17 protein-coding genes are annotated in these 21,321 nt (G+C 42.3%); 7 read left to right on the forward strand and 10 right to left on the reverse strand.

The window, feature by feature from the left end; translation table 11 throughout:
• Nucleotides 1-78 precede the first annotated feature (78 nt).
• Together HUZ36_RS11040 and HUZ36_RS11045 are read left to right on the forward strand one after the other, a co-directional pair.
• The gene (locus HUZ36_RS11040) at nt 79-330 is read left to right on the forward strand and encodes a hypothetical protein (RefSeq protein WP_128730805.1); all 252 of its coding nucleotides are present in this window, start codon (nt 79-81) and stop codon (nt 328-330) included.
• Between the two features lie 679 nt (nt 331-1,009).
• Nucleotides 1,010-3,892: a TonB-dependent receptor plug domain-containing protein gene (locus tag HUZ36_RS11045; RefSeq protein WP_176032871.1), complete on the forward strand. Its 2,883-nt coding sequence runs from the start codon at nt 1,010-1,012 to the stop codon at nt 3,890-3,892.
• Between the two features lie 131 nt (nt 3,893-4,023).
• On the opposite strand, the gene HUZ36_RS11050 is transcribed toward HUZ36_RS11045, so the two are convergent.
• Nucleotides 4,024-6,360, reverse strand: a complete 2,337-nt coding sequence (locus HUZ36_RS11050) for a DEAD/DEAH box helicase (protein WP_176032872.1) — start codon at nt 6,358-6,360, stop codon at nt 4,024-4,026.
• Between the two features lie 111 nt (nt 6,361-6,471).
• On the opposite strand from HUZ36_RS11050, the gene HUZ36_RS11055 reads away from it, so the two are divergent.
• Nucleotides 6,472-7,302 carry a M90 family metallopeptidase gene (locus tag HUZ36_RS11055; RefSeq protein WP_147389986.1) on the forward strand — a complete coding sequence of 277 codons (831 nt, stop codon included), beginning with the start codon at nt 6,472-6,474 and terminating at the stop codon, nt 7,300-7,302.
• Between the two features lie 216 nt (nt 7,303-7,518).
• Here HUZ36_RS11055 and HUZ36_RS11060 read toward each other — a convergent pair whose 3' ends face one another.
• The 6 genes from HUZ36_RS11060 to HUZ36_RS11085 form a co-directional block, all read right to left on the reverse strand.
• Nucleotides 7,519-9,333 (reverse strand): DEAD/DEAH box helicase, encoded by a 1,815-nt coding sequence (locus HUZ36_RS11060; protein ID WP_176032873.1) that lies wholly within the window; start codon nt 9,331-9,333, stop codon nt 7,519-7,521.
• A 130-nt stretch (nt 9,334-9,463) separates the two neighbouring features.
• A complete protein-coding gene (locus HUZ36_RS11065) occupies nt 9,464-9,727 on the reverse strand; it encodes a GrxA family glutaredoxin (RefSeq protein WP_010378880.1) in 264 nt (87 codons plus the stop codon).
• Nucleotides 9,728-9,819: 92 nt separating this feature from the next.
• Nucleotides 9,820-10,098, reverse strand: a complete 279-nt coding sequence (locus tag HUZ36_RS11070; RefSeq protein ID WP_128730060.1) for a peptidylprolyl isomerase — start codon at nt 10,096-10,098, stop codon at nt 9,820-9,822.
• 60 nt (nt 10,099-10,158) lie between these two features.
• Nucleotides 10,159-12,222, reverse strand: coding sequence for a TonB-dependent receptor plug domain-containing protein (locus tag HUZ36_RS11075; protein ID WP_176032874.1), 2,064 nt, complete (start codon nt 12,220-12,222; stop codon nt 10,159-10,161).
• A gap of 109 nt (nt 12,223-12,331) precedes the next feature.
• Nucleotides 12,332-12,814: a TlpA family protein disulfide reductase gene (locus HUZ36_RS11080; protein ID WP_147389649.1), complete on the reverse strand. Its 483-nt coding sequence runs from the start codon at nt 12,812-12,814 to the stop codon at nt 12,332-12,334.
• An 82-nt stretch (nt 12,815-12,896) separates the two neighbouring features.
• A complete protein-coding gene (locus HUZ36_RS11085; RefSeq protein ID WP_176032875.1) occupies nt 12,897-14,618 on the reverse strand; it encodes a GNAT family N-acyltransferase in 1,722 nt (573 codons plus the stop codon).
• Nucleotides 14,619-14,733: 115 nt separating this feature from the next.
• Here HUZ36_RS11085 and HUZ36_RS11090 point away from each other — a divergent pair, with 115 nt between their 5' ends.
• Both HUZ36_RS11090 and HUZ36_RS21860 read left to right on the forward strand, forming a co-directional pair.
• On the forward strand, nt 14,734-15,660 hold the full coding sequence (locus tag HUZ36_RS11090; protein ID WP_176032876.1) for a 2-hydroxyacid dehydrogenase: 927 nt from the start codon (nt 14,734-14,736) through the stop codon (nt 15,658-15,660).
• A 101-nt stretch (nt 15,661-15,761) separates the two neighbouring features.
• On the forward strand, nt 15,762-15,893 hold the full coding sequence (locus tag HUZ36_RS21860; protein ID WP_263972618.1) for a hypothetical protein: 132 nt from the start codon (nt 15,762-15,764) through the stop codon (nt 15,891-15,893).
• A gap of 63 nt (nt 15,894-15,956) precedes the next feature.
• Here the strand turns inward: HUZ36_RS21860 and smrA are convergent, their stop codons facing one another.
• Both smrA and HUZ36_RS21750 read right to left on the reverse strand, forming a co-directional pair.
• Complete coding sequence (smrA, locus tag HUZ36_RS11095) at nt 15,957-16,538, reverse strand: DNA endonuclease SmrA (protein WP_176032877.1); 582 nt, start codon at nt 16,536-16,538, stop codon at nt 15,957-15,959.
• Between the two features lie 91 nt (nt 16,539-16,629).
• Nucleotides 16,630-16,869: a hypothetical protein gene (locus HUZ36_RS21750; RefSeq protein ID WP_088530084.1), complete on the reverse strand. Its 240-nt coding sequence runs from the start codon at nt 16,867-16,869 to the stop codon at nt 16,630-16,632.
• A 361-nt stretch (nt 16,870-17,230) separates the two neighbouring features.
• Between HUZ36_RS21750 and HUZ36_RS11100 the strand changes: the two genes are divergently transcribed.
• Both HUZ36_RS11100 and HUZ36_RS11105 read left to right on the forward strand, forming a co-directional pair.
• Nucleotides 17,231-18,838 (forward strand): diacylglycerol kinase family protein, encoded by a 1,608-nt coding sequence (locus HUZ36_RS11100; protein ID WP_176032878.1) that lies wholly within the window; start codon nt 17,231-17,233, stop codon nt 18,836-18,838.
• A gap of 267 nt (nt 18,839-19,105) precedes the next feature.
• A complete protein-coding gene (locus HUZ36_RS11105; protein ID WP_176032879.1) occupies nt 19,106-20,731 on the forward strand; it encodes a methyl-accepting chemotaxis protein in 1,626 nt (541 codons plus the stop codon).
• A 137-nt stretch (nt 20,732-20,868) separates the two neighbouring features.
• Here the strand turns inward: HUZ36_RS11105 and HUZ36_RS11110 are convergent, their stop codons facing one another.
• Complete coding sequence (locus HUZ36_RS11110) at nt 20,869-21,237, reverse strand: hypothetical protein (RefSeq protein ID WP_125252348.1); 369 nt, start codon at nt 21,235-21,237, stop codon at nt 20,869-20,871.
• Nucleotides 21,238-21,321: the final 84 nt, after the last annotated feature.

Here is a 21,321-nt window from a genome sequence, read left to right on the forward strand (position 1 = left end):
ACTTTATTTTGGTAATATTGAATTACTTACCACTTCCCAAAATTCCAGTTAATTACAATAAATAAAGAAGGACTTGTGATGAAAAAAATAATAATTTTGTTTACTACTGCATTTCTATTTGCGTGTAGCTCAACATCTGGAACTAAAAATGATGCAACAACAGCGAGCAAAAAAAGTCAATTAGAGTGCGAGGTCAGCTCTATGACTGGTAGCAAATTAAAGCGCAAGCGCTGTATTGATAAAAAACAAGCCGAATATGAAAAAGAAAATGCGCGGCGCTTAACACGAGAAGCATTAAACAATAGCTCCTCTATAGCGACTGACGGCTAAGTAACCTGAGGGTTAGATAAGGAATGCGTTAACTCCTGGTTTTTAAAATCACATTGTGTTGTTTCCTTATCTAGCCAGAGAGTTTTGGTGATAACACCGCTCCCGCATTCTGCTCTTGCTAAGATTAAGTCGTAATACCAAGTGGGAGCATTTAAGGCTGTTGTCTGGTTGCTCTTACAGACTTCTACTAAGTACCTCTAACAGATTATAAGACTTTTCCCACCGCTTCCTGTTTCCGCTTCAGAAGATATGCTTGGTCAGCTTTTGGCCTGACTCTGTATGCTATAAGTACCAGTTAAGTTAGCACGACAAGTTTATTGTGGTGTTGCTTATGTGTCATTTAGATCTCCTTTATATCGCAAGTGTTCCGATTTTTGGAATTATTTGTTTCTATTAAATTAAATTTTCTTATAAGCCGTGTAAAAGTATGATTTTATTTGATTTTAGTGTGCCATCTTAGATTTTTGGTTGCCAGTTGTACTGAAATCTGTGAAATGCTTGTTGACCCTATGTTAGTGATAAAAGTATTATAAAGGATATTGAACAAAAGTTGCGAAAATGGGTACTTTCTTGTTGCTAAAATTGGAACTCTAATGTTTGCTTACAAGAATGGGTTAGTTCTTATTTAACACTTTGTTTAATAAAAATTTATTTATAAAAATAAAAGCAGGGATCAATCATGTTCAACAATAAAGTAAGCAAAGCGGTTCGCTTAGCAATTGCTTTTGGTGCTGCATCTACAGCAGCATTGGCAAGCACAGCTGTATCAGCTGAAGAAAATACAGAAACAGAAGAAGTCGAACGCATTCAAGTAACTGGTTCGAAAATCAAGCGTATTGCTGCGACAGCACCAACTCCAGTTGTTGTTATCGGTAGGGTAGAGCTTGAAGACGCAGGTGTCAGCAACGTCAACGACTTCCTATCAGAAATGCCATCTGCAGAAGTTGGTTTGAGTCCAGAAAACTCAAATAACTATATCTACGCAAATGGTCTGAATACTACGGATCTTCGTGGTCTAGGTTCTAGCCGCACACTTGTGCTTGTGAATGGTCGCCGTTTTATCGGTGGTTCAGCGGGTGATAACGCCGTTGACTTAAACAACATTGCAACATCAATGATCGAGCGTATCGAAATTTCTACCGGTGGTGCTTCTGCTGTTTATGGTGCAGATGCCGTAGCTGGTGTTGTGAACATCATTACTCGTACTTCTTTCGATGGTCTTGAAATTGATGCTGCGACCACACGCCCATTTGAAGGCGGAGGTGAGCAAACATTTGCATCACTGGTATTCGGTAAAGAGTTTGATGGTGGCGGCTTCATTTTCAACTACGACTTTGCTGACCAAAAACAAATGGCTAAGCGTGACAAGTCATGGTGGTATGACAATCCAGTTTCATCAGTACCAAACCCGAATAACACAGGTGGTGACGATGGTATCCCAGCTCGCATCCCTTATGAAGGCAAAAAACATTACGCACTTTATGATGAGTCAAGTGAGTTCTTCTTAGGTGGCGATCACTGGACATTCGATGAAAACCGAAATCTACGTCCATTTGATAATGGTGATGGCTATATCCCAAGCGATCCAACGTCTTCACTTTACCGTTATTACGCAGGTGAATATAAAGATGGTATCGAAGAAGGTGCTGATGAGTTCTTCCGTACACCACTGACGCGTCATACGTTTAACATCGCCGGTAACTACGAGATAAACGAAAACCATACGCTAAGCTTTGATACAGTTTACTCACTCAGTGAAGCTTTTGGTCAAAGTACCCCAGTGTTCTGGCGTAGTTTGAACATACGTAAAGACAATGCTTTTGTAAAAGATGACCTTCGCCAATTGATGGAAGAGAACGAAGTAGAATCAATTACAATGCGTCGCTTAGCAAATGACTTTGGTCCGCGTAAGTATAATCAAGAGCGTTCGACTTTCCGTACTTCAGTGGGTCTAGACGGTTTCATTAACGATAACTGGTCTTATTCAACGTATTTCCAGCATGGTCGTCTACAGCAAGACACCTCATGGTTCGGTGAAGTAATCACAGAAAACTTTGAGAATGCACTTGATGCTGTAATGCTAAATGGCAACATTGTTTGTGCAAATCGTAATGATGAAGGTGAAGTGGTTGGTGCTATTTCAGGTTGTACACCAATCAATGTAATGGGTGCACCAGGTCAGCATTCACAAGATACGATTGATTATATTACAACGGTAGCAACCGCAGAGCATGGTGGCACGCAAACTAGCTTTGGTGCAACGGTAACTGGTGACTTATTTGAGCTGCCAGCAGGCCCTGTCGGTAGTGCATTTAGCTTTGAATGGCGTAGAGATTCAGCATACGAAGAACCAGGAACAGGCATCCGTAAAGGTCTTATTTTTGGTAATTCAGGCCTTGCGTATTCTGGTTCGCTAAATGTGAAAGAATACTCAACAGAGATTATTTTACCACTAGTTGTTGATCACGAATGGGCGCAAGAGCTTAACTTAGAGCTTGCGTATCGTTACATGGATTACTCATCAACAGGCGGTGATTCAGCGTATAAAGTAGGTCTAACTTACCAGCTGAACGATGACATTCGTTTCCGTGCAACAATGGCTGAATCTGTTCGAGCTCCTAACATCGAAGAGCTATATTCTGCGGCAGGCACACAGTTCTACGGCACTCGCTTTGACCAATGTGCAGCTGATACAATCCAGAACACTGATGAAAAATATCGCGCAAATGTAATCAAGAACTGTGCAGCGGCGGGTATTCCAGAAGGTTGGAGACCATCTCAAGCTTGGACTGATGGCGGTAGTATCGAAGGTAAGCTTGGTGGTAACAACACACTACAAAATGAAGTATCAAGCGATATTGTATTTGGTTTTGTGTACACGCCAACAGCAATCGAAGGCTTCGACATCACAGTTGATTACTGGAGCTTCGAGATTGAAAATGCTATCGAAAACTATAACTATCGTGAGCTAGCTGAAAACTGTTACCGTGCTGATAGTTTAGATAATCCATTCTGTGGCTTTATCACTCGTGATGACAACTTTGAAGTTGTAGACTTCTTCCAAACTTCACTAAACGCAGCTGAAGAGAAGAAGAGTGGTATCGATATCGAGTCTGTTTATGATTTTGAAACTAGCATCGGTGAATTTGGCGTTAAGCTAACTGCAACGTATGTTGAAAACTACGAAATCAATCAAACTGGAAACCCTATCGATCTACTTGTGAATACTGGTGAGCAAGATCACATGAGATGGCGTGCTCGCTTGAATACAAGCTACGAATACGGTGATTTCAGAGCGGTATTAGTCACTAACTACCGTCACAGTGCAGTAAATGACCGTAATGGTTGGAACATCGAACAGCACGATTACAACGATATTCCATCGTACACAACATTCGATCTTTCAATGAACTACCGTGTGCTTGAGAATGTAGACTTACGTTTTGGTATCCAGAACATGTTCGACAGAACACCACCTAGACACCCATTAGCGTTTGAAGACACTAGCTGGTACGATCCAATTGGTCGTCGCGCAACATTTGGTGTAAACATCAAGCTATAATTACGTGTTATAGTATTAAAAAGCCGCTTTAACAGCGGCTTTTTTTATGCCTCAAGAAGCATATTACTTTGAGAAAACTGGAATAAGCGCTAAGTAATCCTATTCCTTGTCTAAGTATTTAGTTGGAAAAGCTAAATAACATCAACGACCTTGCTGGCTCTTCTATAACGGATTTTAAAGCCACTCCAAGCTGGCAATTCCCACTTTTTAGGTGCATCTTTTCTTGCGCCACGGATATATGTTAACTCTATCCTTTTTCCTTTAAAGTTATAGTTGACCGACATGCTCAGTTCTGGAATGGACCAGAATAACGGAAATCTGTCTATAAATGGGTCTAACTCCCACGACTCAACCTCATCGAACTGTAAATCTTGCTCGTCAATGAGAGCAATATCTTCATAACTTTCGATACCCAGTATATTTAACTTTTGGTGCAGAAACCCTTCAACGGTGGGAAGTGATATATCGCGGCTATGGTATTGATAAAATAATTGGGTGTAGCTGATTTTCAATTCTATTTGATTGGCTAATCCTATAAAAAGTGTGTTATTTAGGATAAGCATCACCAATGCCGAAATCGTGTCCTGAGGTGTATTCAAAGGCTTTGTTGTCTGACCTAAGGCTTCTTCGCCGTAAAAGGTAATAAATTCGCCCCAAAGTACATTGTCATCTACATAGGCTGCGTGCAGAACTTCGTTGCCAATACCTATTTTAAGGAGCTGCTTTTTCGTCAACGCAGCATTATGCATTGCAAGCGTTTTTGCTTGTTTAGTGCCTTTTCCTGCCAATGAGAATGTGTCTAGCACCAGTACTGCTTCTGCATTTTCACAGATACGAGTATGGTTTGAGAGAACAACCTCACTTTGTCCATTATTAAAACCATGGCGGCGATTATTTTTATTAATATATACCCAGTTAGGCATTAAGCTCGCCAACTCAAGAAGCAAGTTATCATGGTTGAAACTTGCAGCCTTATCTAATGATGGCAAGGAAAAGTGGTCGCGCAAGTGAGCACTAAATTGTTGGGCTTCTTGAAGCGCATCAGGTGTAATATCGACTAAATCCTCAGCTCCGCCTCTTACAACAGAGATAGCGACTTCTATGTCAGAGCCATAAGGAAAAAGGGTATTTAATCTTGTTTGGCGCTCGGCATCATTTGGGAGTTGATAAACACGAGCCGGAACAGATAATACCGAGAATAAGTCTATTGCGGCTTGGCGCAGTGCATTGCTGTTTAACTTGCTAATGACATAGCCAAATTCAAAGTCGATGGGTAGAGGGTAGAGCTGCTTGCCAAGCTCCGTTGCAATACCACGCGCGTCTATCGCTTCGAGTTTTCTGAGCTGCTGTGTTGCAACTTCAACTGAACGTTCAGGTAAAGGATCGATAAAGTGTAAAGATGAGACACCCTCAGTAGCGCAGCCTGAGGCCAATACCAGCTCTGTCAAAGATCCCCGTTGGATTTCTGGGGGAGTCGCATCAATAAGTGGTGCGTGTTGGCCATATAGCCTAATACACATACCAGCTTGTGTTCGTCCAGCGCGGCCGAGACGCTGCTTAGCTGAATCTTTGCCAATGGCATCTAAGCCTAATACTGTTTTGCCTAAGCGTAAATGTGTGCGGCGCTCTAGACCTGAATCAATTACGCAAGTGACATTAGGAATAGTAAGGGAGGTTTCAGCGACATTGGTTGCCAAGATAATACGGCGCTCCTTATGCGCTGCCAACGCTAGTTGCTGCGCCTTAGGACTGCAGCCGCTATATAACCCTATCGCAATAGCGGGTAATGATTTCACTTTTGATAAACATGCTTGGATCTCGGCTTTGCCCGGTAAAAAGACTAAAATATCGCCGTCGCAGTTTATCAGTGCTTCTTGGCATGCGCTAAAAACGCGCTGCTCCAGCTGCTCTTTATGAGGCATCGCCCGAGGCTCTGGCGCATGAAAATACTCGGCGACAGGGTAAAGCACTCCGCCTGATTCAATAACCTGTGCGTCTAAATAGGTAGCAAGCTTTTGGCTATTTAACGTGGCAGACGTCACAATTAATTTATGAGATTGTGCTTGCTTTAACAAGGCCAGTAGTAAGTCCATATCCCAGCGTCTTTCATGGAATTCATCCAGCATGACGACAGTAAAATCAGCAAGTTTATTATCAAAAAACCACCTTAATGCGACGCCTGGAGTTGCGTAGATGACCTGTGAATCTTCTGAAAACTTACCTTCAAAGCGAATAGCAAAACCAACCTTTTCACCAAGCTTAGACTCACTTTGAGTCGAGACATATTCAGCTAGAGAAGTGCAGGCGATCCGCCTTGGCTCAATAACTAAAACCTTACCGTGCTCTGTCGCCCACAATGGCAGTTGAGTTGACTTGCCAGAGCCTGTTGTGGCGCAGACAACAACAGTATTTTGTTCCCTTAAGGTTTTAGTAAATTGAGGTTGAACGGACTCGATGGGTAAGGACATAACTACTTATTGGCTATTTACATTTTTCGGTATAGTAACAAAATTTGCTTGAAAAATCGGGTGATGGAACCAATTTATCTTTGAAGACTTATTCAAAAATGGCCAAAAACCATGATAGAAATAGCGCTTATTACTGGCCTTATTCTATTTGTTTTCTTGTATTGGAACTGGGATAAAGTTCAGCAATTCAGGTGGCAAAAAAAATATCAAAACCAAGCATTGAGTGGATCTGACAAGCAGGTGTTACTAAAGTACATGCCTATCTATCGCAATATGACAGATGCCGACCGTGAGCAGTTAGAAAAGCATATTGTCTGGTTTCTGGGAGAAAAGCGCGTACTTGGTAGAGATGGGTTAGTGGTATCACGGCTGATGTGTTTAATTATCGCGGCAGATGCGTGCTTACTCGTGCTCAAGCAAGCTTGGCCACTGTATCCCAACGTCAAAGAAGTTTTACTATATCCAAGTAGCTATTATGCCCCGCAAACCTCAAGAGATGGTGCCGGCTTGGTCAGCTTTCATCAAACGGTTCGTCAAGGAGAGTCTTGGCCTGGAGGTACTTTAGTGTTGAGTTGGCACGATGTACTTGAGGGAAATAGATTACCTGAAGATGGTCATAACTTAGTCTTTCATGAATTTGCCCATCAATTGGATCAGCAGACCGGTGTAACCAATGGAACACCCATATTGCCAGCAAAGGTAAGCTATCAGGATTGGGGCAGGGTATTATCGAAGGCGTACCAGCACTTAAAAATGCAGCTGTCCTACAATATGCCTCATGCTATTCATTCATACGGTGCAACAAATGAAGCGGAGTTTTTCGCCGTGGTAACGGAAACATTTATTGAAAAACCCTATGAACTCAAACAGGAAAACCCAGAGCTATACAATTTGTTAAAAGACTACTATCAGTTTGAGCCAAGGGACTGGCAACGATATTAAAGCACTTATACCAATTTGACTTAATACTTGCTCAATTTGAAGGAGTAAATCTGACGCTAACAGCGTTAAAAATTTCTTATTTAGAACGACTAAATAGCAAAATCTTTGTCTTGTTATCGACAAGATTTTCTCGCCTCAAAATAGACCACTTAATTAAGAAAATTGGTATTAAATAAAAAAACCGCTCAACTGAGCGGTTTTTCTTAAGAGCGTCGATTAAGAAAAGCTAATTTCTTTTCTTTCGCGTCGGTCTCTTCTTTGACCTTCTGAGCGACGTTTATCACCGCCGCCACTACGAGGGTCTTTGAAGCTGCGCTTACGATCTCTTGACTCTTCACCTCTGCCCTGACCTTGATCGGCTGGGTGGGTGCTCTTGGTCATGTTCATAGGGCGTTGGCAAATATGAACGCTCTTGAAGTGGCTAAGTACGTCAGCTGGCATGTTTTGTGGTAATTGTACCGTACTGTGTTCGTTGAACAGACGGATTTCACCAATGAACTTGCTAGAGATATCTGCTTCGTTCGCAATAGCACCAACAATGTTCTTAACTTGAACACCATGCTCACGACCCACTTCGATACGGTAAGTGTCCATAGGGCCTGCTGCGCGATCACGGCTACGAGATTTGCGTTCACCACGCTCGCCACGGTTACCGTCTCTATCTCGGCGGTCGCCGCGACGATCATCGCGCTCTCTACGCTCACGTTGTTGAATTTGAATATCTTCAACTTTTAGTGGTGTCTGTTGCTGTGCAAGACACAATAGCGCTGCTGCTAAGTCTTCTTGGCTCAGCTCTAGCTTTTGAGCAAGGCCTGAAGCCACTTTTGAGAAGAACTCAATGTCTTTGTGCTCAAGCGCTGCAGAAATCTTTGTCTCTAATGCACCAATACGCTTTTCTTCAACTACTTTTGCACTTGGTAATTCAACCTGTGCGATATCTGAGCGCGTATGACGCATGATGTTCTTAAGTAAATAGCGCTCGTTGTTCTTAACGAACAAGATTGCCTTACCTTGGCGACCAGCACGGCCTGTACGACCAATACGGTGAACATAAGCTTCACAGTCTTGTGGGATATCGTAGTTAACAACAAGGCTTAGACGCTCTACGTCAAGGCCACGTGCAGCAACGTCAGTTGCGATAACGATATCTAGTAAGCCATTTTTAAGGCGGTCTACTGTGCGCTCACGTGCTTGTTGGTTCATGTCACCATTAAGCGGTGCTGCTGAGAAACCTTCACGCTCTAGTAACTCTGCAAGCTGAACAGTGTCATTACGTGTACGTACGAACACGATAGCACCGTCGTAATCTTCCGCTTCTAAGAAACGTACGATTGCTTTGTTCTTGTGTGCTGTTGCACGCCAGTAAACTTGCTCGATCGTAGATACTGTAGAGTTACGCGGAGTGATCTTAACTTGTTCGGCGTTGTCTAAATACTTATTACAGATTGATTGGATCTGCTTAGGCATAGTCGCAGAGAACAAGCAAGTTTGCTTCTCTTCTGGTGTTTTTTCCATGATGCTTTCAACATCATCGATAAAGCCCATGCGTAGCATTTCATCTGCTTCATCAAGTACAAGCGCATTAAGACCTGAAAGATCAATGGTCTTGCGGTTGATGTGGTCAATCAAACGGCCTGGTGTAGCCACAATAATTTGGGCACCACGACGTAGAGCACTTAGCTGAATGCCATAGCTTTGACCACCATAAAGCGCGAGTACTTCAACGCCTTTAGTATATTTAGCATATTGCTGAAATGCTTCAGCAACTTGAATAGCCAGCTCACGCGTCGGCGTAAGCACAAGAATTTGCGGTTGTTTAACGGATGCGTCTATTTGGTTTAACAATGGCAGTGCAAATGCTGCCGTTTTACCTGTACCCGTCTGCGCTAGTCCCAGTACGTCTTTTCTTTCTAGCAATAACGGTATACATTGAGCTTGGATCTCAGAAGGTGTTTTATATCCTTGCTCTTCGACTGCTTTTAAGATTGCAGGAGAAAGGTCTAAAGATTCAAACGTAACTGGTTCTGACATTAATGCGCCTCAACTATTTTAAAGAGGCGCGCATTGTACAGGAAAGCCACAGCAAATGCTTGCATAAAATCACACTATTTTATATGTGACTGATATTGGTTAAAATTTAACCTAATCAAGTTTGCAAAGTTTATTGATAAAGGCCTAAATTGGCTTTTGCGTATGCTTCAAACTCGGTAAAGCCACCGATATGATCTTGATCGATAAATATTTGAGGTACAGTGGGGCAAGGTTTACCAGCTGACTTCTCTAAGTCGGCTTTGCTCACGCCTTCTTTAATAATGTCGACATAGCGGAAGTTAAAATCATCGCGTTCTTGTGTTAATCGTTCTGCAACTTCTTTAGCTCGAACGCAAAAAGGGCAACCTTCACGACCAAAAATAACAGTAAACATATTCTTTCTCCTCTAATTGAATGACTACAGTATAGAGGAAGCATCCTGAAGGTAAATTGTATTAAAGTGATAGTGCTAATCTAAAAAATCGATTAGCTTCTATAAACCGTTTTAATGAGGTGAAAACCAAATTTAGTTTTTACCGGACCATGTACTTCAAATAACGGCTTTTTGAAGACCACATCGTCAAAGGCCTTTACCATATCTCCTTTATTGAACTCGCCTAGGTCACCACCACGCTTTTTTGAAGGGCAGAGGGAATGTTGTTTAGCCAACTTGCCAAAGTCAGCACCTTTGGCAAGTTTGGCTTTAATCGCTAAACACTCTTTTTCGGTTTTGACTAGGATGTGATAGGCGCACGCTTTAGGCATGAAAAGACTCTCATTGTAAAAATAAAAGCGATCATGCAGGGCTTGTGCGCCTGTGGCAAGTTAAAATGTTACACTAAAGCCGATAGAGGGGCGCATTTCAAAGTCATCATTTTCCTCTTCGATTACTAAGTCGTTGACTGAATTAACTTTGTCATAGTCAAGGTCGACATAGGCGGTGTTGTCTTGTCCGTATGCGTTCATTAGCTCTAAGATGAGTTTGCCATCAAGGCCAAATAATGTCGTTTTACGCTCAAAGCGAATATCGAGGCGGTGATAAGTGTCAAAGCGCTCTGAAAATGGGTCGCCATACACGGGCAAATAGCGGTTCGCAAATTCAGGGTTCTCTTTTACTCCCACAATCGGGGTGTAGGCTTGACCGCTGCGAGCGGTAAAGTTAAAGCCTCCAGACCACTTTTCGCCAAAGTCATAATGAAGCACGGCATTAAGAATAAAAGGGGTATCGGCATAGTAGTCACGCTTAATGCCGGTTAACTCATCCTCACGCTCACTTTTTGCGAGACTGACAGCAACCCAACCATACCAGTCATCGGTTTTGTTTTTGTTAACAATAAAATCAACACCGTACGCTGTACCGGAAGTCCCATTGATGTAGTTTACTTGAGATAAAGGAGCACTTTTAGGCAGGTCGTCCATGGTCTTATAATAGGTCTCAATGGAGTATGACCATTCATCTTTAAGTTCCTGCTTGAAGCCTAAGGTATAGTGCGTTGAACGTTGGGCTTCGAGGTCTGGGTTACCAACTACAGGCAAAATATATTCAAGGTCTTGAATGCGGCTGTAGGTGCCTGCCTTGGCTGAGATCACTGTGTCATCGTTATAGAAGTAATTGAGCGCAAGACGTGGATGGACAATGGTCTCATCACTGTAGTCATAATATTCGCCTACTATTCCTAATTCACTTTGCCATTTTGGGGAAAACTGCCAAACGTGATTAAGCCCAATAAAGGCAGAATCTGTTCCAGCACTCGATGTGCCCTTAATTCTTTCACCTTTATTTAGGTCGCAGTCGGGGTCAAACTCGGTGCAAACATAATTAAAAGCGTCGTAGCGGTAAGTGGACTTTTTGTCGTAATAGCCAGCATCTGCTATTAGGCGATGCTCTTTATGAAGCTTATAATTCGCGCGAATTTTATAGCTGAGCTGCTCTTCTTCAAAATTTTCAAAGTAGCCATCAGATAGCGTCGCACGCTGCCCATATCGCATTATGGCTTTATGATTCAGATACCCCACCCCAGCACGAATGTGTAGATCTTTAGCGTAATGATCCCACAGTATGTTCTGGCTGTTGAATTTGCGAGTGTAGCGAGCGTCACCTTGGTACTCTGGGGTTTTAAGAGCAAGGTGTGATGCACCTGAAAACCCAGCGGCTACAGAGTCCTCCGCACCATTGATATTTATTGAAATCGAATTATTTGCGTTAATATCCCACAACCATTTAGCTTGATAATCGTGATCATCAGGTGGATCGTTAATGATTACTCCCGTCGGTTTGCCATCATCGTCCTCCAGCTCTTCGCCATCATTGAAAAAAAGCGGTAGGGTACTTTTTCTGGCTGAGACATAGAATGCAGAATTTTCCGTTGCTTTACCTTCAACGAAGATACCAGCGTTAAACATGGTTAAATCTAGTGTGGTGGCAATATCTTGGTATTTTGGGTTACGAAGCGTGACGTCAAATACTGCCCCTGTGGCATTACTGTAACTGGTACCAAAGCCAGCTGAATTTAATTGAAAGTCTTGGATAGTATTGCGGTTGAAAATGGAGCTGCCAAAATCATGAAAAATATACCCAGCAGGCATAAAGTCCACTTCAAAGATATTATCATCAGGTGAAGAGCCCCGCACCGCAGGTGCGCCCATAGAGCCACCAGCAGCGACCACACCAGGTAAGGCAAATGCTGCCCTGAGAGGGTCGCCCATGGCTCCTGGCATATCTACAAGTTTTTGTGCATCTTCGGTAATTTCTGAAATAACGGAGCTGCGTTTGTAGATAACTTCAATGTGTTCAATTTTATTTTCCTGTGCTACTGCGCTATTTGCGAGGGTAGTGCAGAGCACCAGGAGTGAAATTTTGCTGAGCGTAAAGTGTGGCGCATGGCGCATGGTAGGCTTCCTATTCATCCTTTGTTAAGATGTGCTTTAGCCTAAATGAAATAAATGTTGATTAGCTTCAGAGAGTTGTAATTAACTGTAAGAGGCTTGCCGCAGTTTCTTACAATCTCGCTCGGATCCCTATCTCAGAAGAGTAGCCAACAGAGCGCTCGGTGATCATAAAATTTTCATCAAGTACATAATACGTAGGGTAAGCCTGTACTTTATAGTCTGTTGCTGTGGCCTGATCACCGAGTAACACGGGCATCTCTAATTGTAGGTCGCTGACAAACTTTGTTACTTCTTCAGTCGAGCGATAATCCAGTGCAATCGCTACCGCTTTGACTTTGCCTTGCTGATGTAATTTGTCAATATTCGGCATGCTCACCCGACATACGCCACACCAAGGTGCAAAAAAATACACGACGCTTTGTTGCCCTTTGAGTTGAATAGAGGAGTAAGTTTGCTTGGACTGTAACATGGGAAGATGAAATGGCGGTGCCATTTGCGCTCCTGAGTCGGGCAGCATGTTTCTTTCTTGGTAGGTGGAAACGGCGAAAAACACCAGCACAATGACGAAAGCTTGGCCAAGTAGTTTGAGCATATACATGATCCCATGATAACAACATACGACAATAAAGACCGCAGTGTAGCGACCTTTATTGCATAGGACCAACGTTTTGGGGTTAACCGTAAGGGTTATCGCCCAGATAGCGTTTTGCTTTTTGGTCTTTCAATTTAGCTAAGTCAACGAGTACCAGACCATCGATACAGTTATTAAAGTCGGGATCTATACTAAAGCTCAGAAAGTTGACCCCTTGCGCTTCGCACAGCTCAGTATACTGTTTAAATAAGGTCGGTACTTGCGCGCCCATATTCGCGAGAATATGTTTGAGCTCAGCAAAGTCCTCTTTAATATCACTGCCACAAAATATTTGCTGATAGCGTGTAAGTTGATCGCTAGTTAGTTTCATCTCATTGTTAGGCGTGGCGATGCCCTCTAAATTGCAGAAGTAATGTTGGTAGTGATATACCAGCATCGCTTTGGCTTCATCAGGTAACGCATTTGATAAGCTTACCGCACCGAACATGTAGCGGTGCTCAGGGTAACGCTTAACAAATGCACCAATGCCATACCAAAGATAATCTAAGCTCTTTCGTCCCCAATATTTTGGCTGTACAAAACTGCGACCAAGCTCTAGCCCTTTTTCAAAATAAGGAGTCATGGCTTCGCTATATGAGAATAGACTGTCTGTATAAAGTCCTGCTTGACCATGCTCTTCTATCACGTGTTTAGCGCTGGCAAGGCGATAAGCACCAACGAGTTCGAGTTGTTTTGTATCCCATAACAACAAGTGGTGGTAGTGCATATCGTATTTATCGATATCACGACGATTTCCACTCCCTTCTCCTACTGCTCTGAACGCGATTTCTCTTAAGCGCCCAAGTTCCCTAAATACCACTGAGCTACCAGTATAGCGATAGACATATATTTGCATCCCGTCGGGGGTTTCTCCTATACATTCACAGGCTTCCACCGCCTTTTTAAGCTCTTTACGATTTTCTGGCATTGCAATCGGCGTTTGAGTTTTGAGTGGAAGGGGCTTTTTACTCGCTAGCCGATAAAGCTGCTTACGGATCAGTGCGACAATTTCTTTGTCTTTGAGATTGTCAATTAGGTAAGAGTCTGGGGGGATGCTTGCACCTATTTCAAATTCTAATGACTTTTGCCTTTGTTTAAACATCTCTTTTACTAGTAGTAAGCTGGCTAAAGGCTTATAAATCATGCTTGTGCCGTAAAACAGCGGGCTGTTTTTAGCTTTAATAAAAATAGGTAAAATGGGACAATTGGCTTTTTTAGCCATGCGCAGAAAGCCTGAGTTCCACTTACAGTCTTTAATGCCTGTTGGGCTCAAACGAGAAACTTCCCCTGCTGGGAAAATAAGTAGTGCTCCTTCAGACTTTAGGTGGTTTTGGATATTTGCAAGCTCTTGCTTTTTACTGGCACCAGAGAGGTTATCCACGGGCAAGAGTAGGGGGTGCATTGGTGTAACCGACATCAGCATACGATTTGCAACCACTTTAAGATCTGGCCGTATCTGGGCAAGTACTTTTATTAGGGCAAGGGCATCCAAAGAGCCAATCGGATGATTTGCAACTATTACGACAGCGTCTTCGCTGGGAATGTGCTCAATTTGTTTTGGTTTAAAGCGAGCATCGAAATCTAATTCATCGAGGACTTGTTCAACGAACTCGAGACCCTCAAGGTGAGGGTATGTGTCGGCAAAAGCGACAAATTCTTGCTCATGTAATAAGTAACCAAGTCCTTTTTTTACTAAACCTTTTACCTTAGGGGAGTTTTCAAGTTGCGGAAGATTTGCTTCAATGACTTTATCTACACTGATCATTTTTCATCACCTGTTGGCGCTTTTTTGCAAGAGTAAAAACTATTAATGACAAGCATGTTGCATTGGTATGTCATTTACTTTGCAGTGATAGTGTGTAATAACAAAAAGGAATCATATGGCTTTACTTATCTGTGTTACTGGACGCAACAATGACAAATTAATCGCTAAACTGAGCGAGCTTTTGCCAAAACAAACGATACTCCAATGGCCTGTTGATGATGCAAGCTTACTAGCGAAGGTTGAGTTTGTTTTGGCATGGAATGCGCCTGAGGTATTATGGTCGCAGCTGCCTAATCTAAAAGTGGTGCATTCCTATGGTGCAGGCATTGATAGTATTCCGGTACAACTATTACCACCGCACGTAGAGGTTGCACGTATTGTTGATCCAAACCTAGCTGATGATATGGCCGAATATGTGCTTGGTCACATTTTGAGTCACAAACTCGGTATCAATATGTATCTTAAGCAACAGGCTCAACAAGCGTGGAAGCCCTGTAGAGCCAAGTCAGGCAGAACGGTAGGTATTATGGGAATGGGTCAGCTTGGCTTAGCTGTGGCTGATAAACTGAATGCTAATCGATTTACCGTAAAGGGGTGGTCGAACTCGGTGAAAAGCCTTGAAGGGATAATACATTTTTGCGGTGACGCTGAGCTTGGTGCATTTTTACAGGATTTAGATTATCTCGTCTGTTTATTGCCACTTACGGAACAAACAAAAGGTATCCTCAATGCCAAAGTTTTTGCTGCCTCTCCTGCTCATTGCGTACTAATTAACGTTGCTCGAGGTCTGCACTTAAATGAGGCGGATTTACTTACAGCTATCACTCAAGAGACTTTTGGTGGAGCTGTTTTAGACGTATTTGAAACAGAGCCTTTGCCAACAGGGCATGCTTTTTGGTCACATCCTAACATTACCGTGACTCCTCACGTTGCTGCATTAACAAGTTTATCTACAGCTGCACTGCAAATTGCAAATAACTATCTTGCGATGACAGAGGGTAGGGAGTTAATGCACATAGTGCAAAAGAAAAAGGGCTACTAGAGAGCTTGAAGGCACGGATAACACTGTATAAAAAAACATCTTGAGAGTTTATGAATGATGCATTAATTTAACAAAAAAACAATAATAAAAAGGTCTAGTCCATGAAGCAAAGTCAAGGTGGCGCGAAACTATCAATAGTCGTCGTTTCGGTTATTTTGTTAGGGGTATCTGCGTGGTTTAATCAAGCAGGTGCCAGTGAGCTTCAAAGAGAGACTGTTACCTTGGGAAAATGACAGAGATGAGGAACAGCATCTGTCTCAGAGGCAAATAGCCGAAGCACTTCGGCTATTTGGGCTTTAGCGCTTGGCGTGACGCTCTCTGTTTTCTTGTTTCTTTTCGTCGCTCTTTCTGAGTAGTACATAAGTAGAACCACTGCCGCCGTGACATTTTAAAGCAGAATGAAAGGCCAGCACTTGTGGAATTTCTTGCAGCCATTTGTTGGTGTAGCTCTTTAACACGGCTGGAAATGGCTTGCTGTTTAAACCGATCCCGTGTCTTATCAATAACACTCGAATGCTTTTCGTATGACAGTCAGTAACGAAATTAAATAAAGCTTGGCGAGCCTCATGAAATGGCTTGCCATGTAGATCTAAAGTCGCATCAATTTGGTACTTACCTAATCTAAGATTTTTATAAACCCCATCCTGCACCCCACTTTTTTTGAATGCGAGCAGGTCATGAGGGTCGAGAAGATCAACATATTCTGTAGAGAGGTAGTTGGGATCGAACTCAAGTTCTTGCTCTGCTGCCTTTCGTTTTGCGAGTTGTGAAATGGTAGGTTCGTTTTTGATACGGCGCAGTTGTGCTTTTTTATCTTGGGCGAGCGGAGTTACGTCGCCCATGGATGCCAAAAATAGCTCTTCATCAGTCATGGCCATACTGCTTCTCCATTAACAAGCAATGATAGCCATGATTTTAGCGCACCAAATTAAATTATGGAACTAGTCGCTGGGAACTAGTCGCTAGGAACTAGTGAACTTCTAGTTGACCGAAAGTATAGACTTTAAAAAGATAAAATGTATTTATCAGAATCAGGCTAAGGTTAGAAATCACACTAGTGTTCATCAGATCAAGGCTAAACGAGATAAAAAGTACGCCACATGCGCACACAGCAGCTACTCTTAGTAGCGTTTTATGGTTAATAAAAAAGGCGCCAAAACCTAAAGTCAGTAATACTAAGTTAAGTAGCCAGTCGAGCTCGTTTGCCATTGTCTGTTTGGTTCTCCAAATATGTCTAAAGGATCGCCATTATGGTGATCAATAATGCTTCATTCAACTGATAAATTTTATAATTATCGCATTAGAAATTTTTATGGATTAATGTCTGCTGAATAGTTATGTACACAATTTTGCATAAGTCGTGCTGAAAGTATTATTAGGTGTAAGTGGCTGAGCAAGGATAACGTGTGGATTTGCTTTTATGGCTATGATTGTAATGGAAAAAACTTTTTATCAGCGTGGATTAATATATGAATATATATACTAAGGTTTAATTACGAGAGTGTATTACAGAACCCTGAAGCGTGATCAGAACAAGCTGAGCGCTATAAAAAATAATTAAGGAAAGGCAATGAAAATGCTCAAGTACTATTTGTTAGCTAGCTGCGTACTGGCTGCGCTGACAATATACAGTTTGGGATCATGGCTAATGCTACCATTAGCTTGGTTTACTGTGTCAGTGTCGTTAGTCACTTTTGCTTATGCGACGAACTATCCACATATATTTAGAAAGCATGGAACAGGAACTATTCCATGGTATGTCACTTGGCTTTTCTGGCCTTATCTTGGTTTTGTGCACTTGTATAATGCAATAGAGCGCGGCAGGGATGTTGTAGATACATTTCAACCGCTAACAGAAGATCTTTTTGTTGCTTGTCGACTTTTCCCAAGTGATGTGGATATGCTCAAAGCGGAGGGTATAGAAGCAATTTTAGATGTAACAGCCGAATTCGACGGCTTAAACTGGTCGGCAGAGCAACAAGGGTTACACTACTTAAATATTCCTGTGCTCGATCATCAAGTACCAACACCAGAGCAATTAGCTCACGCAATGGCATGGATAGAGGCGCAACATAAACTCAATCGTAAAGTTGTGGTGCATTGTGCGCTTGGTCGTGGCCGCTCAGTGTTTTTTTGTACGGCATATTTGTTGTTGACCAACCCACAATATAGTGTTCGTGAAGCTTTAGAAAAAATTCAAAACCAACGGGAAACTGCGCGATTAAACAAGCAGCAACTAAGGGGGCTGACAAAGCTCCATCAAAACAAAAACTTCTCTCATGAGTTAAGTGCAGTGTTAATTGTTAACCCTGTATCGGGCTCAGGAAAATGGTCTGAATACGAAAATGAGATAGTTGGCATGCTGACTGAAAAATATCGCCTGTCGATTAGTCTTACAGAAAAAGACACTGATGTTTCAGTGCTTGCCCAACATTTGGTGTCACAGGTTCAACCCCACATTGTTATTGCAGGCGGTGGAGATGGAACATTAGCCAGTGTCGCTCATGGTATATATCAACAAGACACCTTGTTTGGCATTCTACCACTTGGCACCGCAAATTCTTTGGCAACCGTGTTACTTGGTCCGATGTCAAAGCTTGACCCTGTTAATCAATCGTGTGAAGCCATTTTAGCGGGCAAAACCAAAGCGATTGATATCATGCACTGTAATGGCAGAGCCGCCCTATTAGTTGCTGCAGTTGGTTTTGGTCAGGAAATGATCGAAAGAGCAAGCCGCGAGGAAAAGAATCACTCGGGTCAACTGGCGTACATTCGTGGTTTGTGGCAAGCCGTCAGCGAAAATAAACCCTTTGAATGTCAAGTGAGTTTTGATGGTGGTGAGCACTTTACGATGAAGTGTGTTAGTTTAGTCATTGCTAATGCCGCGCCAAAAACGACAATACTCGCTCAGGGTCATGGCGAGCCTATTTACGATGATGGTCTGTTAGATGTTACTATTTTACCTGCTGAGCCCTCAGGCGCTCAGAATTTAACTGTTGCTGAGCTTATTCTTCCAAAATTAGATGACGCATCATCTAATATACGCACAGCTCAGTGTGAAAAAATAAATATTGCATTTGCGACGGATCAGCATTATGCACTCGATGGCGAAATATTAAGTGCAAAAGACATTGAGATTAAGATCCAGAAGCATGCGCTAGACGTGGCAGTGCCTTAGGCAGCTAGAAACGTGAATTTTTGTTAAAAGGGACTCAACCAGCCCGTGGATATATGAAATATTACACTCTAGAAAGGCTGCATTTAGCTAGTAATGCCAGTCATCAATAGAATATAAAAACTCTTTCAGAAAAGTGTTCATTAGAATTGATCAAAACACTGTGTAATGACCTTAATCAATTCTACATTGTTTAAATTACATTCTTTCTTGAAATAATAAAGTATTGGGTAATACTAAAACTTAGTATTGCCCAATAAGAAAATGTCGATGTTAAATAGGTTTTCAGTTAAAAGCAGGTTGTTGTCGCTTTCAGGCATTCCCGCTATATTTTTTATATTTGCCACCATTTTTACAATCGCTACCCTTTCAAACCTAACCAGTTACATTGACCGCATATATGACGATAGAGTTGTGCCATTAAAGCAGATAAAAGTGGTTTCTGATAATTACGCGGTCGTGATTGTGGATACCTTTCATAAGTTAAGGGGCCAACAACTGTCTGACCGCGCCGCGCTTGAACAAATAGAAGCAGCTAAAAATACGGCGCAGGGTGAATGGAAAAACTACCTTCAAACAGGATTAACAAAGCAGGAGCGAGATTTAGTTAGTGCGTCTGAAAAGGCAGAGCAAGTGGTTGAGAGATTACTCGACGATTACATCGCCAGGGTCAGAGCAAACACCTTTAACTCAATCCCCTATGATGTATTTATCCATGACTTGTACGCAGCGTTTGATCCATTAAGTGAAAGCTATAATGCGTTAATTGAACTACAGCTCACAGAAGCAGATAGTTTACGTAGTATGGGACGTGCTGAAGCGGATGCCACAAAGGCCGCTATGCTCATCTCCTCCGTTGCCATTATTGTTATGATGTTAACGATAGGAATGCTGATTTTTAAATCCATTAATAAGCCACTTACGCGGCTACGGATGCGCATAGGCAACATTGCCAGAGATGCCGATTTGACTCAGAGGGTCATTGTTGAAGGAAACGATGAATTGAGTGAAATTGGGCGCGATTTTAACAGTATGATTTCCAGCTTACATGACTTAGTTAAAAGTTTAGTCACTATGGTAAATAGTTTGTCCAAGACGGCTTGTGAACTGAACACAATCAGTCAATCTATGGTAGGGACATCGCAGCAGCAGGAACAACAAACGGTAATGATTGCAACCGCGACCACTCAAATGAGCAGTGCTATTCAAGAGGTTGCACACAGTGCAATGAACACGGCGAATAAAGCTGAAGTCTCAGGAGAGTTGGCAAAACAAGGTGTTGGGGTTATCTCACAAAATATTCAAACCATCGAAAAGCTTGCTGGTGAAGTTGGAGACAATGCACAACTAATAAAGGCACTGAATGATCAATCAAACGAAATCAATCAAGTGGTATTAATGATCCAAGGCGTCGCAGAACAAACCAATTTACTGGCATTAAATGCAGCGATTGAAGCGGCTAGGGCAGGTGAATCAGGCCGTGGATTTGCTGTGGTGGCTGATGAAGTGAGGCAGCTTGCACATAACACTCAAAAAGCGACTGAATCTATAAGAGAGATGATCTCAAAGCTGCAAGGTACAGCGCAACACGCAGTATCTTCAATGGAAGGAGCACAAAGTAGTGCTGCATCAGGAGTCAATCGAGCCAATGAGTCAGCAAAACTCATGGCAGAGATTAATCAAGCGGTAGATGAAATTGTTGGTATGAATATTCAGGTTTCGACTGCTACAGAAGAGCAGACCACGGTGGTTGCCGAAATTAGTGAGAATATTAACGATTTCAGCAGTAGCATTTCTGAAATTACCAACAGTGCAAAAAGTAATGCTGATGTCAGCAACCATCTTCAGGCTTTATCGGAGCGCCTTAATAAGCAAGTTTCCGTTTTTAAGGTGTAATTCCGATTAGTCTTAATACTTATACCAATTAGACTTAATATTTGCTCAATTTGAAAGAGTAAATCTATATTACTGTTACAGACATAAAAAAACCTCGACAGAGCGAGGTTTTTTTATTCATGATATGTGCAAACCAGTTACACAACACCACGAGGTAGGCGGCAGTCATGGTCTTTTGCAGCAAGCTCTGCAATCCACTGTTCTTCCGCTTTAAAGCCTTCTTCGTTTTCTTTAACGACAGCAAAGCTTACTGATTTTACAGCTGCTTTAGGGGCCTTTTTAGTCGTTTTCGCTTTTTTAGCAGGCGCCTGCGTCGTCTCACTTGCTACAGCTGACCCTGAAGTTAGCTCTTCGGTTAATGCCGCTACCTCTGCAAGGCGCATGTTTTTGCCGCCATCGATGCTATACCAACCTGGTTTCGCAGTGATTTCAGGCTTTTTGCCATGTGCAGCTTCGTACGCAGCTTCGAAAGCGCTTAGTACTTCAGTTTTATCTAGTTTACTCATCGTAGATCCTAGTCGTGTTGTACGCGGATACGCGGGTTAAGATTAAACTCTATTTATACCCATATTTGCGTGAATTTTCAATTT

Source organism: Pseudoalteromonas sp. McH1-7 (assembly GCF_013366255.1).
Taxonomy (GTDB): domain Bacteria; phylum Pseudomonadota; class Gammaproteobacteria; order Enterobacterales; family Alteromonadaceae; genus Pseudoalteromonas; species Pseudoalteromonas peptidolytica.